General features: G+C 72.8%; 18 protein-coding genes and 1 tRNA gene. 4 read left to right on the forward strand and 15 right to left on the reverse strand.

All coding sequences use genetic code 11. The annotated features are described in order from the left end of the window. Positions 1 to 32: 32 nt before the first annotated feature. From KDN32_RS13165 to KDN32_RS13195, 7 genes are all read right to left on the reverse strand, one after another. Positions 33 to 105: transfer RNA gene (locus tag KDN32_RS13165), tRNA-Ala, on the reverse strand. A gap of 75 nt (positions 106 to 180) precedes the next feature. After that, positions 181 to 651, reverse strand: a complete 471-nt coding sequence (locus tag KDN32_RS13170; RefSeq protein WP_211732715.1) for a DUF4112 domain-containing protein — start codon at positions 649 to 651, stop codon at positions 181 to 183. Next, complete coding sequence (locus tag KDN32_RS13175; RefSeq protein WP_211732716.1) at positions 648 to 1274, reverse strand: histidine phosphatase family protein; 627 nt, start codon at positions 1272 to 1274, stop codon at positions 648 to 650. Before KDN32_RS13175 ends, KDN32_RS13170 begins: the two co-directional genes overlap by 4 nt. Next, complete coding sequence (rsfS, locus tag KDN32_RS13180; RefSeq protein ID WP_211732717.1) at positions 1271 to 1630, reverse strand: ribosome silencing factor; 360 nt, start codon at positions 1628 to 1630, stop codon at positions 1271 to 1273. Before rsfS ends, KDN32_RS13175 begins: the two co-directional genes overlap by 4 nt. Further along, positions 1627 to 2256 carry a nicotinate-nucleotide adenylyltransferase gene (gene nadD / locus KDN32_RS13185; RefSeq protein WP_307854072.1) on the reverse strand — a complete coding sequence of 210 codons (630 nt, stop codon included), beginning with the start codon at positions 2254 to 2256 and terminating at the stop codon, positions 1627 to 1629. Before nadD ends, rsfS begins: the two co-directional genes overlap by 4 nt. A gap of 5 nt (positions 2257 to 2261) precedes the next feature. Continuing rightward, positions 2262 to 2414, reverse strand: a complete 153-nt coding sequence (locus KDN32_RS13190; RefSeq protein WP_211732718.1) for a hypothetical protein — start codon at positions 2412 to 2414, stop codon at positions 2262 to 2264. Between the two features lie 29 nt (positions 2415 to 2443). After that, positions 2444 to 3706: a glutamate-5-semialdehyde dehydrogenase gene (locus KDN32_RS13195; RefSeq protein WP_211732719.1), complete on the reverse strand. Its 1263-nt coding sequence runs from the start codon at positions 3704 to 3706 to the stop codon at positions 2444 to 2446. 58 nt (positions 3707 to 3764) lie between these two features. On the opposite strand from KDN32_RS13195, the gene KDN32_RS13200 reads away from it, so the two are divergent. Continuing rightward, positions 3765 to 5252: a lysyl oxidase family protein gene (locus KDN32_RS13200; protein WP_211732720.1), complete on the forward strand. Its 1488-nt coding sequence runs from the start codon at positions 3765 to 3767 to the stop codon at positions 5250 to 5252. 1 nt (position 5253) lies between these two features. Beyond that, on the forward strand, positions 5254 to 6810 hold the full coding sequence (locus tag KDN32_RS13205) for a hypothetical protein (protein WP_211732721.1): 1557 nt from the start codon (positions 5254 to 5256) through the stop codon (positions 6808 to 6810). A 54-nt stretch (positions 6811 to 6864) separates the two neighbouring features. Here the strand turns inward: KDN32_RS13205 and KDN32_RS13210 are convergent, their stop codons facing one another. The 5 genes from KDN32_RS13210 to KDN32_RS13230 form a co-directional block, all read right to left on the reverse strand. Next, a complete protein-coding gene (locus KDN32_RS13210; RefSeq protein WP_211732722.1) occupies positions 6865 to 7818 on the reverse strand; it encodes an electron transfer flavoprotein subunit alpha/FixB family protein in 954 nt (317 codons plus the stop codon). Between the two features lie 13 nt (positions 7819 to 7831). Next, complete coding sequence (locus tag KDN32_RS13215; protein WP_307854073.1) at positions 7832 to 8617, reverse strand: electron transfer flavoprotein subunit beta/FixA family protein; 786 nt, start codon at positions 8615 to 8617, stop codon at positions 7832 to 7834. Positions 8618 to 8778: 161 nt separating this feature from the next. Further along, positions 8779 to 9438: an Ig-like domain-containing protein gene (locus tag KDN32_RS13220; RefSeq protein WP_249217114.1), complete on the reverse strand. Its 660-nt coding sequence runs from the start codon at positions 9436 to 9438 to the stop codon at positions 8779 to 8781. 46 nt (positions 9439 to 9484) lie between these two features. Further along, complete coding sequence (locus tag KDN32_RS13225) at positions 9485 to 9784, reverse strand: hypothetical protein (protein ID WP_307854074.1); 300 nt, start codon at positions 9782 to 9784, stop codon at positions 9485 to 9487. 44 nt (positions 9785 to 9828) lie between these two features. Beyond that, a complete protein-coding gene (locus KDN32_RS13230) occupies positions 9829 to 10605 on the reverse strand; it encodes an enoyl-CoA hydratase/isomerase family protein (RefSeq protein ID WP_211732725.1) in 777 nt (258 codons plus the stop codon). Positions 10606 to 10711: 106 nt separating this feature from the next. Here KDN32_RS13230 and glgX point away from each other — a divergent pair, with 106 nt between their 5' ends. Continuing rightward, entirely contained in the window at positions 10712 to 12886 is a 2175-nt protein-coding gene (gene glgX, locus KDN32_RS13235) for a glycogen debranching protein GlgX (RefSeq protein WP_307854075.1), read from the forward strand. A gap of 9 nt (positions 12887 to 12895) precedes the next feature. Here the strand turns inward: glgX and KDN32_RS13240 are convergent, their stop codons facing one another. Continuing rightward, positions 12896 to 13354, reverse strand: a complete 459-nt coding sequence (locus KDN32_RS13240; RefSeq protein ID WP_211732726.1) for a MarR family winged helix-turn-helix transcriptional regulator — start codon at positions 13352 to 13354, stop codon at positions 12896 to 12898. Between the two features lie 48 nt (positions 13355 to 13402). Between KDN32_RS13240 and KDN32_RS13245 the strand changes: the two genes are divergently transcribed. Continuing rightward, positions 13403 to 13768 (forward strand): hypothetical protein, encoded by a 366-nt coding sequence (locus tag KDN32_RS13245; RefSeq protein WP_211732727.1) that lies wholly within the window; start codon positions 13403 to 13405, stop codon positions 13766 to 13768. A 7-nt stretch (positions 13769 to 13775) separates the two neighbouring features. Here KDN32_RS13245 and KDN32_RS13250 read toward each other — a convergent pair whose 3' ends face one another. Together KDN32_RS13250 and KDN32_RS13255 are read right to left on the reverse strand one after the other, a co-directional pair. Further along, positions 13776 to 14684, reverse strand: coding sequence for a helix-turn-helix domain-containing protein (locus KDN32_RS13250; RefSeq protein ID WP_211732728.1), 909 nt, complete (start codon positions 14682 to 14684; stop codon positions 13776 to 13778). A gap of 67 nt (positions 14685 to 14751) precedes the next feature. After that, positions 14752 to 15351 (reverse strand): hypothetical protein, encoded by a 600-nt coding sequence (locus KDN32_RS13255; RefSeq protein WP_211732729.1) that lies wholly within the window; start codon positions 15349 to 15351, stop codon positions 14752 to 14754. Positions 15352 to 15366: the final 15 nt, after the last annotated feature.

Raw genomic sequence — 15366 nt, forward strand, 5'->3', positions numbered from 1 at the left:
CGGTGCAGGTGCACCGGGCTCTTCTCGTTCGGTGGAGCTGAGGGGACTCGAACCCCTGACCCTCTGCATGCCATGCAGATGCGCTACCAGCTGCGCCACAGCCCCAACTTCGCCGCCCGCGAGGGGCAACGCGGAGAACATTAGCCGACACCGGCGGCGAGGTGAAATCCGGGGGTGGGTCTAGGTGAGCAGGCGCCAGAGCAGCCAGATCCCGAGCACCGTCGCCACCACACCGGCGACCACCGGGACCAGCATCAGGGCCACGGCTCCCACGACGTAGGCGACCGAGGGCGGCTCGCGCAGCGGCTGCCGCTCGACCTCGCGCAGCAGCAGCCTGAGGTTCTTGCGGTTGGCCCGGTGGGCGACGTCGAGCAGGTCGCCGACGCCGGGGACCAGGCCGAGCACCGCGTCGGCGAGCAGGTTGAGCCCCATCCGCGCCAGCACCACCATCGGGACCCGCGCCCGGATCGCGTCGCGGACGATGATCCCGGACAGGGCGCTGCCGAGCGCGTCCCCGATGCCCGGCACCAGCCCGATCAGGGCGTCCGCCCCGATCCCGATCTTGGTGCCGGGGACCGTGACGGCGTCGTCCATCACGCGGGCGACCTGCCGGCTGGCCGCGACGTCGACCTCACGCGCGCGGTCGGTCACGGGGCGACCCGGTTCCACGCGGTCAGCCGCCAGCGCGCCTCGCCGCCGGTCCAGACCGACGCGGAGTGGGTGAGCTCGATCCAGCCGCAGTTGGCGAGCACCCCGAGGCTCTCCCCCGGGTCGTCGCCCCAGCCGAGAAAGGCAGGCACCACGACGCGCAGCGCCGCGCCGTGCGAGACCAGCACGCCGGTCTCGCCCTCGCGCAGGCCCTCGGCACGCTCCGTCAGCGCCGGCAGGAACCGCTGCAGCACGTCGTCGCGGGTCTCGCGCCCCGGGATCGCGTCGACGTTGCCGGCGAGCAGCTCGGCGTGCTCGCCGGGGTGCGCGGCGGCGTACTCGTCGGAGGTCAGGCCCACGCGGTTGGGGCCGATGTCGAACTCGCGCAGGCGGGCGTCGAGCACCGGCGTCAGGCCGCACTCGGCGCCGACCGCCGTCGCCGTCTGGGCGGCCCGGGAGAGGTCGGAGGACCACAGCGCGACCGGACGCATCTCCGCCAGCAGCGGTGCCACGGCCTTGGCCTGCGCCTGCCCGACGTCGTCGAGCGGCACGTCGGCGTGCCCCTGCGCGCGTCCCGAGTCGTTCCAGGCGGTACGCCCGTGGCGCAGGAGGACGATCCGCCTCACGTCAGCGTGAGCGGGATGAGCGGGCAGTCGCTCCACAGGCGCTCGAGGGCGTAGAAGGAGCGCTCCTCCTCGTGCTGGACGTGCACCACGATGTCGCCGTAGTCGAGCAGCACCCAGCGCCCCTCCTTGTGGCCCTCGCGCCGGATCGGCTTGGCGCCGGCCTCGCGGAGCTTGTCCTCGACCTCGTCGACGATCGCCCCGACCGCGCGCTCGTTGCTGGCGCTGGCCAGCACGAAGGCGTCGGTGATGGCGAGCTGGTCGCTGACGTCGAACGCCAGGACCTGGTCGGCCTTCTTGTCGTGCGCGGCCTGGGCCGCGACGGCGACGAGGTCGAGGGCGTGGTCGGTGGCAGTCATGCAGGGTCCTTGCTGCTGGGAGAGGTGTAGAGGTCGTGCTTCGCGATGTACTGCACCACACCGTCCGGCACGAGGTACCAGACGGGCTCGCCGCGACGCTTGCGGTCGCGGCAGTCGGTGGAGGAGATCGCGAGCGCCGGGATCTCGACCATCGTCACCCGGTCGGCGGGGATCTTGGCGAGCGTGTCCGGGTCCATCGTGTAGCCGGGGCGCGTGCAGCCGACGAAGTTGGCGAGCTCGAAGAGCTCCTCGGCGTCGCGCCAGGTGAAGATGTCGGCCAGCGCGTCGGCGCCGGTGATGAAGAACAGCTCCGCGTCCGGCATCTCGGTGCGCAGGTCGCGCAGCGTGTCGATCGTGTACGTCCGCCCGGTCCGGTCGATGTCGACGCGGGAGACGTTGAAGCGCGGGTTGGCGGCGGTGGCGACCACCGTCATGAGGTAGCGGTGCTCGGCCGCGGTGACGTCGCGCTCGCTCTTCTGCCACGGGTCGCCGGTGGGCACGAAGACGACCTCGTCGAGGTCGAACCACGACTGGACCTCGGAGGCGGCCACGAGGTGGCCGTGGTGGATGGGGTCGAAGGTGCCGCCCATCACCCCCACCCGGCGCGGCGCCTGCTGGTCGGGCACGTCGCTCAGCTGTGCTCGCGCCCGCCGCCGAAGGAGACCACGGCGAGCAGCAGGGCGAGCAGCAGCCCCAGGGCGATCACACCCACGAGGTAGGGGTGGACCAGGGGCTCACCGTGCTCGGCGGACTCGGCGGCAAGCGTGATGGCGGTGCTCAGCATGGCGCGATCCTATCGCCTGCGCCCGCGGCTCAGCGCACGTGGCCGTCGCCGACGACGACGTACTTGGTCGAGGTCATCTCGGGCAGGCCCATCGGGCCGCGCGCGTGGAGCTTCTGGGTGGAGATGCCGATCTCGGCCCCGAAGCCCAGCTCGCCGCCGTCGGTGAAGCGCGTGGACGCGTTGACGAGCACGGCGGCGGAGTCGACGGCTGCCACGAAGCGGCGGATGGTGGCCTGGTCGCGCGCCACGATCGCCTCGGTGTGGCCGGTGGAGAAGCGGCGTACGTGCGCGATGGCCTCCTCCACGTCGTCGACCACCGCCGCGGAGATCTCGAGGGCGAGGAACTCGGCGCCGTGGTCCTCGTCGGTCGCCGCCAGCACGCCGTCGTGGACCGCGAACGCGGGGTCGCCGTGCACGAGCACCCCGGCGTCCTGGAGCGCCGCGACGACCCGCGGCACGAACGTGTCGGCGACGTCGCGGTGCACCAGCAGCGACTCGGCGGCGTTGCAGACGCTGGTGCGCTGGGTCTTGGCGTTGAGCACGATCGCGAGGGCCTGGTCGAGGTCGGCCGACGCGTCGACGTAGACGTGGCAGTTGCCGACGCCGGTCTCGATGACCGGCACGGTCGAGCCCTCGACCACGCTGCGGATCAGCCCTGCGCCGCCGCGCGGGATCAGCACGTCGACCAGCCCGCGCGCCCGCATCAGGGCCGTGACGCTGTCGCGCGACTCCCCCGGCACCAGCTGCACGACGTCCGCGGGGAGGCCCTCAGCGGCCACTGCGTCACGCATCGCAGCGACGAGGGCGGCGTTGCTCGACCGTGCGCTCGACGAGCCGCGCAGCAGGACCGCGTTGCCGGACTTGAGGCAGATCCCGGCCGCGTCGACGGTCACGTTGGGGCGCGCCTCGTAGACCATCGCCACCACCCCGAAGGGGACGCGCACCTGACGCATCTCCAGCCCGTTGGCCAGGGTGCTGCCCCGCACCACCTCGCCGACCGGGTCCGGCAGCCCGGCCACGTCGCGGAGCCCCTGGGCCATCGCGGCCAGCCGGTCGTCGTCGAGCCGGAGGCGGTCGACGATGTTGGCCGGCGTGCCCGCCTCCTCGGCGCGGGCCACGTCCTCGGCGTTCGCCGCCAGCACCGCGGGTGCGGCGTCGAGGACCGCGGCGGCCATCGCGTGCAGCGCCGCGTCCTTGGTGGCGCGGGTGGCGGTGGCGAGCACGTGGCTCGCCTCGCGGGCGCGCGCGGCGACCTCGCGGACGTCGTCCTCGGCGGCGGTGGAGGGGCTCACGGAGAACAACCCTAGGTGTCACGGCAACCGAACGGCGCCCTGTCGCGTCCATCAAGACATGGCACCTCGCACCCTCCTGTCGACCCTCGCCTGCCTCGGGGTCGCTGCCGCCGGTCTCGCCGCGGCCACCGTCCCCACCACCGCCACTGCCGGCGCGCCCTCCGCGCGCGCCGCGGCAGGCGCCGTCCTCCAGCTCTACGCCCCCGACGAGGTCGAGGCCTACGGCGACGGCGGCCGCGTGTGGGCCGACATCGGGGTGCGGATGATCGCGCCGCAGTCCAACGTCGAGGTGTGGTCGCACCGCACCTCCTACGACCAGCCGATCGTGTCCGAGGTCCGCACCCCCAGCGGGTCGACCCCGCTGCCGGCCGGCGCGATGGACGACTTCACCGGCCTGTCCGGCTTCATCGTCATGGACGTCCGCAAGGCCGGGAGCAGCAGGAAGCTCGTCCACCGCTCGGTGGACGCGTGCCTGTCCGCCGTCGGCGAGCGCGTCCAGCCGGACGCGGCGCCGACCTCGCCCTACCCGCGCTACTGCCCCTACAACCCCTACACGGTCGGCTCCGTGATGGGCATCCAGAAGGGCTGGGCGGCCAACGTCTTCGAGTCCAACGGGTTGCGCCCCTTCCGCCTGCCCGACGGGAAGTACGTCGTGGAGACCCGCGTCGCGAAGCGCTTCTGGCCGGCCTTCGGGCTCACCGCCGACACGGCGACCGCCACCACGCGGATGACCGTCACCGACGAGTGCCACGGGTGCCGACGCCCGGCCAGCGGTGAGCGCGCCGGCGACCGCGGCGGCGCCGCGGACGGCCCGGACGCCGCCCCCGGCCCCCGTCCGGTCGCGGCCTCGAACGGCCGCGTGGCCGGACCGGTCCCCGACCTGCGCTCGCTCCCGGCCTTCGGCATCGCGCTCAACGGCAAGGGCACCGCGCTGCGGTTCTCCGCGACCGTCTGGAACGCCGGCAACAGCCCGCTGGTCATCGACGGGTTCCGCCGCCCCGGCGGCGAGGTGATGGACGCCTACCAGTACTTCTTCGACACGTCGGGCAACCAGACCGGCTACCAGCAGGTCGGGACCATGGAGTTCCACCACGCCAACCACAACCACTGGCACTTCGAGGACTTCGCGCGCTACGACCTGCTCGACGCGAACAAGGCGTACGTCAAGAAGTCCCGCAAGCAGTCCTTCTGCCTGGCCAACACCGACGCGGTCGACTACACGGTCCCCGGCGCCGACTGGCAGCCCGAGAACACCGACCTGGCCACCGCGTGCGGGAGCGAGGGCGCCCTGTCGATCCGCGAGGTCCTCGCGGCCGGGTCCGGCGACACCTACGCGCAGTACCGCGCCGGGCAGGCGTTCAAGATCGACGGCCTCCCCAACGGCGTCTACTACATCCGCGTCGAGGGCAACCCCGAGCGCAACCTGACCGAGTCCGACACGACCAACAACGTGGCCGACCGCCGGATCCGGATCGGCGGGAGGGGTGCCGACCGGTGGGTCAAGGTGGCGCCGCTGGGCGACATCGTCGACCCGGAGGTCTACTGACGTGGCACGTCGCACGGGGGTGGTCGTCGGCGCAGCCGTCGTGCTCGCGACGGCCGCGTCGGTCCTGTCCGCACCGGCGGTCGTCGCGGCGGACCCCACCACGACCGCCGCCGCTGCCGCCGCGACGCTCCCGCGCGACATCCCGGGCGGCGTCGAGGTGACGCTCGCCGACGGCGACCTGCTGCGCGTGTGGGCGGCCCGCGACCACCGCACCGTGTGGTCGACGCGCCGCGACGCGGCGACCGGCGCCTGGAGCGAGCGGCGTGTCGTGCTGCGCGGGAAGCTGCTGTTCTGCGGCGACGTCGACGCACGGACCGCCGGCGGCGCCGTCGCAGCCGTCGCGGAGTGCGACCGCCACAGCTGGTCGGAGGACCAGGCACCGACCCACTCCCGTGCGCTCTGGACGGCCGACACGGTGACCTGGTCGTCCGACCGCCTCGACGGCGAGGCCTACGACGAGCCCGGCATCTCCCCGGACGGCCAGCACGCGGTCTACCCCGACGCCAGCGGCTACGTCACCCGCGGCCCGGAGGGATTCACCCACCACCGGCTCGAGACCCCGGGCCGGGAGTACACCGCCACCGCCACCATCAGCGACACCGCCCAGGTGTCCTACCTCTACGGCGCGAGCTCCGAGCTGTCACGGCGGTGCCGCGTCGTCGTGCTGACCCGCACCGGCGACGGCGCGCCCACGCGGCAGGACCTGCCGCTCGCCGACGGCTGCTCCGACAGCGACTTCGTCAACACCGACTCCGACACGACGCTGTTCGGCGACGTCTCCTCACCGGCCCTCACCGCGGTGATCTCGCGTCCCGACGCGTCCTCGCCGTGGGCGGTCAGCCGGGTGGCGCCGGCGTACGCCCCCGGCCTCGTGCAGGTCGACGAGGGCCTCTACACCCGCTTCGTCTCGGCCCCCGGCACCCCGTTGGTCGCTCTCGCCTCCCGCACCGGCCGACGGGTGCGCGCCCAGCTCTACGACGACGCCGCGCAGTCCTGGGGGGCGCCCAGCGTCGTCCACGAGTCGGCGCGGCGCTGCCGCTGGGGTGCCGACGAGTCCGCCCGACCGCTCGCCGTGGTCGCCGTGGTGGCCGACTGCGGCGGTCGGCACGTCGTGCTGACCACGCGCGACGGACTGGCCTGGCAGGCGCTGCGGATGGGACCGCGGTCCTTCGGCCAGTCCCCCGACGGGCGCTACGTCGCCGTGCCCGGCTCGCGCACGACCTGGGTCGTGTCCGCCGAGCTCGGCGTGGTGGCCCTGCCCGTCGGCGTCACGGGCCGCTGCGCCATCGCGGTGCCGGACGGCGCGGAGGCAGCCGTCCAGCTGGTCGCGGGTACTGCGTCACGCGCGTGGCCGACCCGCCTGCGCCACGTCTCGGCGGCCGGCACCGAGCCCCTCGAGCGCATCGGTGCGCCGACCCGCGGTCGGTGCACGGCCTACGAGCCGTCCTACGACATCGCGTCCCGGTTCGACATGCAGAGCACCCGCACCGACCACGGCCAGAGCGTCGACGTCGTGCACCGGGCCGACGGCTGGACCGCGCGCCTGCACCGCTGGTGACGTGCGCGACGGCCCGGCAGGAGACCTGCCGGGCCGTCGTCGGGTGGAGCGGGCTCAGCCCTTGCGCTCGTTGACCTTGTCGGTCGCGGCGGGCAGCACGGCGTGCAGGTCGCCCACGACGCCGAAGTCGACGAGCTCGAAGATCGGGGCCTCGGGGTCCTTGTTGACCGCGACGATCGTCTTCGAGGTCTGCATGCCGGCGCGGTGCTGGATCGCACCGGAGATGCCGTTGGCGACGTAGAGCTGCGGCGAGACCGTCTTGCCGGTCTGGCCGACCTGGAAGGCGTGCGGCATCCAGCCGGAGTCGACCGCGGCGCGCGAGGCACCCACGGCAGCACCCAGGGAGTCGGCGAAGCCCTCGACCGGCGCGAAGTCGCCACCGGTGCCACGACCGCCGGAGACCACGATCGCGGCCTCGGTCAGCTCGGGACGACCCGTCGACTGGCGCGGCTGGGTGGCCACGACCTGCGCGCCCCGGGCGGCGTCGGACACGGTGGCCGCGAACGCCTCGACGGCACCCGCACCGTCGGCCTCCTCAGGCGCGGCGGAGTTGGGCTTCACCGTGATGATCGGCGTGCCGGTGGTGACCTTGGCCTGGACCGTGTAGTTGCCGGCGAAGACCGACTGGGTGGTCACACCGCCGTCGGTGACGTCGACGGCGTCGGTGATGAGACCGGAGCCGATCTTGACCGCCAGGCGGGCGGCGACCTCCTTGTTCTCGAAGGTCGACGGCAGCAGGATCGCGGCCGGCGAGCTCTTCTCGGCGAGCTGCTGGAGCGCCTCGGCCTTCGGCGCGACGAGGAAGCCCTTGATCTGGGCGTCGTCGACGACGTAGACCTTCGCGGCGCCGTACTTCTTGACCTTCTCCGCCACGGCGTCGCCCTGCTCGGGCGAGCCGAAGAACACCGCGGACGGCTCGCCGAGGCGGCGCGCGATCGTCAGCAGCTCGTAGGTCGGCTTCTTGACCTCGCCGTCGGCGTGGTCGATGACAACAAGAACCTCGGACATGTGCGAAGCCTCCTCAGATGAACTTCTTGGACGCGAGGAAGTCGACCAGCGCGGTCGCGCCCGAGCCGTCCTCGTCGGTGACGACCTCGCCGGCCGTGCGCGGCGGGCGGGCGGTGGTGTCCTCCACCTGGGTGTAGGCGACCGACAGGCCGACCTGGTCGGCGGCGAGGCCGAGGTCGGACAGCGCGTAGGTCTCCAGCGGCTTCTTCTTCGCCGCCATGATGCCCTTGAACGACGGGTAGCGGGCCTCGCCCGACTGGTCGGTCACCGACAGCACGATCGGCAGGGTCGCGCCGATGACCTCGGTCGAGCCCTCGTTGTCGCGCTTGATCCGGACCTGGTCGCCCTGCGACTCCACGACGGAGGCCAGCGTGACCTGCGGGAGACCCAGGCGCTCGGCGAGCATCGCCGGCACGACGGAGCCCGACGCGTCGGTCGAGGCCATGCCGCACACGACCAGGTCGACCGAGCCGGCGGTCTCCTTGACCTTCTCGATCGCCTTGGCCAGCACCAGCGAGGTGCCGAGGTAGTCCGAACCCGCGATGGCGTCGTCGACGACGTGGACGGCCTGGTCGGCGCCCATCTGCAGGGCCTTGCGGACCGCGTCGACGGCCTTCTCGGGGCCGACGGTCAGCGCGGTGACGGTGATGTCCTCACCCTCGCGCTTCTCGCGGAACTGGAGCGCCTGCTCCACGGCGTACTCGTCGAGCTCGGACAGCAGGCCGTCGACACCGACGCGGTCGACGGTGTAGTCGTCCTCGAACTTGCGGTCGGCCGTCGCGTCCGGCACGTACTTCACACAGACAACAATGTTCATGGTGGTGTGGCCTCGCGGCCCCTCCTGTGCACTCGGATGTGCTCTGGAGGCTACAAGTCACCGCCCCCGGACCGGAATGGTGATCGGCGTGGGTTCTCTCACAGTGGAACTGTCACGGTCGTGCGCGGCGAGAGCTCCCCGGGTCAGCGCTGGCGCACCCGGAAGCGGAGGACCCGCTTGGCCGGGAGGTGCGAGCCGTCGCCGCGGTAGCGGACCACCGCGCGGTAGCGACCGCGTGGCAGCCGGCCGAACGACACCCGCACCACGCTGCCGGCGAGCGCCCCGGTCGCGCTGTCGAACCGGCGACCGGCACGGCGCAGCCCGACCCTGACCTCGCCCTGCGGGGCGGTGCCGAAGTCGCCGGACGCCGTGATCGCGACGTAGGTGGGGATGCGGAGCCCCTTGCCGACCACGCGGGCCTGCAGGCGCGTGCGCGCCCGGGCGACCGCCCACGGCAGCGCGGTCGAGGTGCTGCCCTGCTGCTGCAGGGCGTCGGCGGGGACGAAGGTCGCGGTGACGGCGTGCTGGCCGACCCCGGCCCGCGGGAGCACGAGGCTCGCCGTGCCGTCGCCACCGAGGTTGGCCTTGTAGGCCAGGCCGTCGACGGAGAAGACGACGTCGCCCTCGGGCGGCCCGGGCGAGGTCGCGACGACGGCGCTCGCCGTCACGGTCTGCCCGTAGGCCGACGTGGTCGTGCTGAGCGCGAGCGTCGTGGTCGAGGGCGTCGCGGCCCCCGCTGGCGCGGCCGCGAGGCCCGCCGTGCCGAGCACCAGTGCGGCGCCGAGCGTCGCCGTCCGAGACATCTGCCTCACCCCCGCCACCGATCCTATGCCGGCCACGACCGCCCCGTCAGGGCTTGACGATGCGGTCCAGGACCCGGCCGGCGACCAGCCAGGCGACCGCGCCGAGGCCCCAGTTGAAGAGCGCGTTCTTCACGTCGGCGCCCTCGCCGCGGAACTGCTTGACGCCGTCGGAGCGCGAGAAGACGCCGAGGTCGACGGTGTCCGCGGCTCGCAGGAGGAAGTGGACCAGCTCGTTGGACCGGTTGGCGTCGAGGGCGACCAGCAGGGCGCCGACGGCCAGGATCAGCGCGCAGAGCGCGGCGACCAGCCAGATGAGCTGGGCCAGGCCCGAGCGGAACTTCGTCACGGTCAGATCTCCTTCAGTTCGTGTCCGGCCGGTGCCGGGACCGGTCAGCGCCCGACGAATGTTGCCTTGCCGGGCCCGTTCTCAACGAACGAGGTGATGCCGCGGGTACGGTCCTCGGTCGCGAAGACACCCGCGAACTGCTGCCGCTCGATCTCGAGGCCGGTGTCGAGGTCGACCTCGCTGCCGCGGTCGATGCACTCCTTCGCGGCGCGGACCGCCATCGCTGCGGCACCGCTGAACTGCGACGCCCACGCCACGGACTCCTCGAGCACCTGGTCGGCGGGGAGGACCCGGTCGACCATCCCGATGCGCAGCGCCTCGTCGGCCTTCACGAAGCGGCCGGTGAAGATGATGTCCTTGGCCCGCGAGGTCCCGACGAGGCGGGCCAGGCGCTGGGTGCCGCCGGCGCCGGGGATGATCCCCAGCAGCACCTCGGGCTGGCCGAGGACCGCGTCCTCGGCGGCGAAGCGCAGGTCGGCGGCCAGCGCGAGCTCGCAGCCCCCGCCGAGCGCGTAGCCGTTGACCGCGGCCACCACGGGCTTGGGGATGCGGGCGATCGCGGTGGTCGCCGAGCTCACCGAGGCGGAGACCTTGACCATGTCGGAGTAGGTCATGTCGGCCATCTCCTTGACGTCGTTGCCGGCGGCGAAGACGCGCTCCCCGCCCCAGACCACCACCGCGCGGACGTCGTCGCGCGCCGTCAGCTCCGCGGCGGCCTCACGGAGGTCGGCCTGCACCTGGACGCTGATCGCGTTCATCTTCGGACGGTCGAGCCGCAGCACGGCGACCCCGTCGGTCACGTCGATCGAGACGAACTCCATGGTTGCTCCCCTTCGTCGGTGCCGGCCCCGCCTCCCGTGAGCGGGTGTTGCCGGATCGTGATGCCGCATTGTGCCGTGCGCCGCAGACTCCACCACAATGGCCCGCGTGACCCCGCCCCCCGCGACGAGCACCGTCTGGAACCACGACGGCGAGACCATGTCGGTCTGGCCCGGCCGCAACTACCCCCTCGGCGCCACCTGGTCCTCGGAGTCGACCAACTTCGCCGTCTACTCCCCCGCCGCCACCGCCGTGTGGGTCTGCGTGTTCGACGACGACGGCTCGGAGGTCCGCCACCGGCTCACCGAGCACTCGCTGGGCGTGTGGCACGGCGCGATCCCCGGCGTCCGCCCCGGCACCGCGTACGGCTTCCGCGCCGACGGCCCGTGGAACCCCGACGCCGGGCTCCGCTTCAACCCGGCCAAGCTGCTGCTCGACCCCTACGGCAAGGCCGTGGCCGGTGACCTGACCGTGGACGACGCGATCTTCGGCCACGCCCTCGACGACCCCGCGACGGCCAGCGACCTCGACTCCGCGCCGTACGTCCCGCGCAGCGTGGTCGTCTACGACGACTTCCAGTGGGGTGCGGACACCCCGCCGCGACGCCGCTGGCGCGACACGGTCATCTACGAGGCGCACGTCAAGGGGATGACGGCGCTGCACGACCGGGTGCCCGAGCACCTGCGCGGGACCTACGCCGGCCTGGCCACGCCCGCGGTCACCGACTACCTCCGCGACCTCGGTGTCACCGCGGTCGAGCTGCTGCCGGTCCACCAGTTCTTCTCCGAGCCCGCGCTGGCCGCGCGGGGCCTGGTGAACTACTGGGGCTACAACTCGCTGTGCTTCTTCGCCCCGCACAACGCCTACGCCGCCTCCGGGGACCGCGGCCAGCAGGTCTCGGAGTTCAAGCAGATGGTCAAGGACCTCCACGCCGCCGGGCTCGAGGTGATCCTCGACGTGGTCTACAACCACACCGCCGAGGCGGGGCCGCTCGGGCCGACGCTGAGCTTCCGCGGGCTCGACGACCTCGGCTACTACCAGCGCGTGGTCTCCGTGCCCGACCCCGACGGCCCTCCCCTGCCGGACACGTACTGGGACGTCAGCGGGTGCGGCAACACCGTCGACGCGACCCACACCCAGAGCCTGCGGATGATCCTCGACTCGCTGCGCTACTGGGTGAGCGAGATGCACGTCGACGGCTTCCGCTTCGACCTGATGAGCGCGCTGACCCGCACCGACCAGGTGGTCGACATGGGCAGCCACCTCATCACCGCCATCGGCCAGGACCCGGTGCTGCGGCACGTGAAGCTGATCGCCGAGCCGTGGGACGCCTCGATGGACGGCTACCGCGTGGGCGAGTTCCCGCCGCCGTGGATCGAGTGGAACGACCAGTTCCGCGACACCGTCCGCGACTTCTGGCGCGGCCGCTCGGCCGGCGTACGCACGGTGGCGACCCGCCTCGCCGGGTCGAGCGACCTCTACGCCGACGACGGGCGCTCGCCGTACGCCTCGGTCAACTTCGTCACCGCGCACGACGGCTTCACCGTGCGCGACCTGGTCTCCTACGACCACAAGCACAACGAGGCCAACGGCGAGGACAACCGCGACGGCACCGACAACAACCGGTCGTGGAACTGTGGCGTCGAGGGCGAGACCGACGACCCGGAGGTGATCGCGCTGCGGCGCCGCCAGGCGGCCAACCTGATGGCGACGCTGTGCTTCTCCAGCGGCGTGCCGATGCTCACCGCCGGCGACGAGCGCGGCCGCACGCAGGGCGGCAACAACAACGCGTACGGCCAGGACAACGAGACGTCGTGGATCGACTGGCGTCCCGACGACGCCTGGCTCGACGTCTACGAGGTCACCAAGACTGCGCTGCGGCTGCGGCGCGAGCACCCGGTGCTGCGCCAGCGGCACTGGTTCGAGGGCCGGCCCACCATCAAGGGCGGCATGAAGGACCTGGTGTGGGTGCACCCGACCGGCCGGGAGATGTCGACCGACGACTGGAACGACGACACGTGCCGGACCGTCGGCATGTTCCTCAACGGCGCCCCGCTCCGCTCCCCGGGCCCGAGGGGCGAGCAGGTCCGCGACCGCTCCTTCATGATCTGGCTCAACGCCGGCGAGGACGACGTGGAGCTGGCGCTGCCCGACAACCAGTGGGTCCACCACGGCGAGGTGGTGCTGTCGACCAACGCCGCCGTCCCGCTCGGCACCCCGGTCGTCGCCGGCAGCACGCTGCCGCTCCAGGCGCGCTCGGTCCTCGTGCTGCGCCAGACCTGAGCCGTCGGGTCAGCCCGGCTGGGCCGCCTTCGCGGCGTCGATGACGGTGGCCAGCCGGTCGCGCAGCTCGACGAGCTCGTCGACCTCCATGCCGAGGCGCTCGACGACCGTGCCCGGGACGGCGAGCGCCTGCTCGCGCAGCGCCCGCCCGCGCGACGTCAGCGCGACGGCGAGGCTGCGCTCGTCGTCCGGGTCGCGGTCGCGGGTGACCAGGCCGGCCGCCTCGAGGCGCTTCACCAGGCGCGAGAGCGTGCCCACGTCGAGGTCGAGCTGGCGCCCCAGCCCGCTCAGCGACAGCGGCTCCTGCTCCCAAAGCGCCAGCATCACGAGGTACTGCGGGTGGGTGAGCCCGAGCGGCTCGAGCACCGGGCGGTAGACCGACACGACCGTGCGCGCCGCGACCGCGAGAGCGAAGCAGACCTGCTGCTCGAGGGCGAGTGGGTCGTCGGTTGGAGGTGCGCCGGACATTTTTGTTAGCCTAGCAACAGTTGTCACGACAAGGAACTGGACGGTCCCATGGCCAGCAGCGTCCCCGCCCGCCGCACCGAGAAGGGTCGCGGCCACCTGCTCGACCTCGACGCGCCCCGACGCGTCGTGGCCGATCCCTCCGCGGAGGAGCGCGACCTGGCCCGCGTGCAGCGGTGGGTGATGTCCGTCCTCGCCGTCACCACGATCCTCCACCTGTCGGTCGGCCTGGTCGTCGCCGCGGTGATGCTCGACGAGAAGCCGTACTCCTCGCAGGTGGGGCTCAACGTCATGGCCGGCGTCGTGACCGTGCTCGCCGTCGCCGTCGCCCTCGGCATCCACGGGCGCAAGGTCCTCTCCCCCTGGCTGCTGCTCGGGCTGGTCCCGACCGCGATCGGGCTCTGGCTGATCCGCTGACCTGCGCTCAGGCCGGCTGGGCCACCCACGCGGCGGGGTCGCCGGCGTCGAGGTCGGTGATCCCGTGGGTTTCGAGGGCGCCCAGCACGACCAGGCGGCGCACGGCCGCGAAGGTGAGCACGTGCGCCACCATCCCGCCGTAGGAGAAGACCCGCGGCGGCTCGCAGGTGACGTCGAGGAACGTGTCGTCGAGCCGGCCCTCCTCCACCGTGGTCCGGACCTGGGCGAGGAAGGTCGGCCCCTCGTCGGCGAGCTCGCGGCGCAGCGTCGTCAGCGACTTGCCGCGTTCCTGGTCCCAGTCGTAGCGCCGCTGGTCGACCGCGGCGTTCCACTGGGCGAGCTGGCCGACGATCCGGCCGAGCACCGAGCGGATCGTCATGTCGTCGTCGATGGTGCCGATCGGCACCTCGATCGGTGCGTCGAGCTGCTCGTCGGTCAGCCGGGACGCGCGGTCCAGCATCTCGCCGGTCAGCCAGAGGTGGTGCTCGATCATCCGGGTCATCAGGTCCATGGCGGTCACCTTCTGTGCCGTGGGCAGCCGGAGGCTGCCCGGTGGGTGGAAGTGCACGTCGCTGGCGCCCGGGATCCGGGTGCTGGTCGGTGCGTGACGCCAACGGCTCGGCGCCGCCCCGTAGGCACGGGTGAACGCCCGCGTGAACGCCTCGTGGGAGCCGAAGCCCGCCCCGATCGCCACGTCGAGCACCGGCCGGTCGGTGGTCACCAGCTCGTACGCCGCTCGCTCGAGCAGCAGCCGCCGGCGCATCCGCTCCGGTGGCTCGCCCCCGGTCGCCGAGACGACCCGGTCGAGGTGGTGGCGCGAGAGGTGGAGCCGCCGCGAGCGCTCCTCGCTGCCCAGGTCGAGGGTCTCGGCCAGGGTGGCGAGGAAGTCCGCGAACGTGTCCGCCGCTGTCGTCATGACCCCAGCCTCACCGCGCCCCGCGGGCCGCGCTTGATCGTCCTTGCGCTCTCGTCACGGACGCGGCTCAGGACGCCTCCCGCAGCACGACCGGTGCCGGGAACCTCAGCCGGTCGCGTGACCACGGGCGTGCGGCGTCGGAGCGGAAGTAGCCGGTCAGCGACGTGACCTTCACGCGCACCTCGCCGACGGGGAGGCAGCGCAGCGGTACGTCGAGGCGGAGCTCCCCCGCTCCCCGTCGCACCTTCAGGCGCATCGGGTCGCACGACTCCCAGGCGGTCCCGGTGCCGTCGCTGTCGAGGGCGGCGTAGGACAGGCGGGGCTTCTGGGGACTGAAGCCGACCTCACCGCGGCCGGTCGGGTTCGAGCCCGACGCGGGAGCCAGCGCCAGGAACACCATCTGGTCGACCGGCATGCGGCGCGGGACCGCCTTGATCCGGACCGTGAACCGCACGGACCGCGACCGCGGGGTGATGGTCACCCGTCGCAGGTCGACCGACACGCGCTGGGCGCGGGTCAGGCCCGTGGCCTTCTGGTAGATCCGCACGTCGCCGGCCGGGTCCTTCGCCGTGACCGGGGTCGGGACCACGCGCGCCGACGCCGTGCCGGCCGGGACGCACAGCACGACCAGCGCGAGCAGGAGCGGGACGAGGGTTCGTGTCTGCATGCGGCGAGGCTAGGC

The organism is Nocardioides palaemonis, assembly GCF_018275325.1.
GTDB classification, from domain to species: Bacteria; Actinomycetota; Actinomycetes; order Propionibacteriales; family Nocardioidaceae; genus Nocardioides; species Nocardioides palaemonis.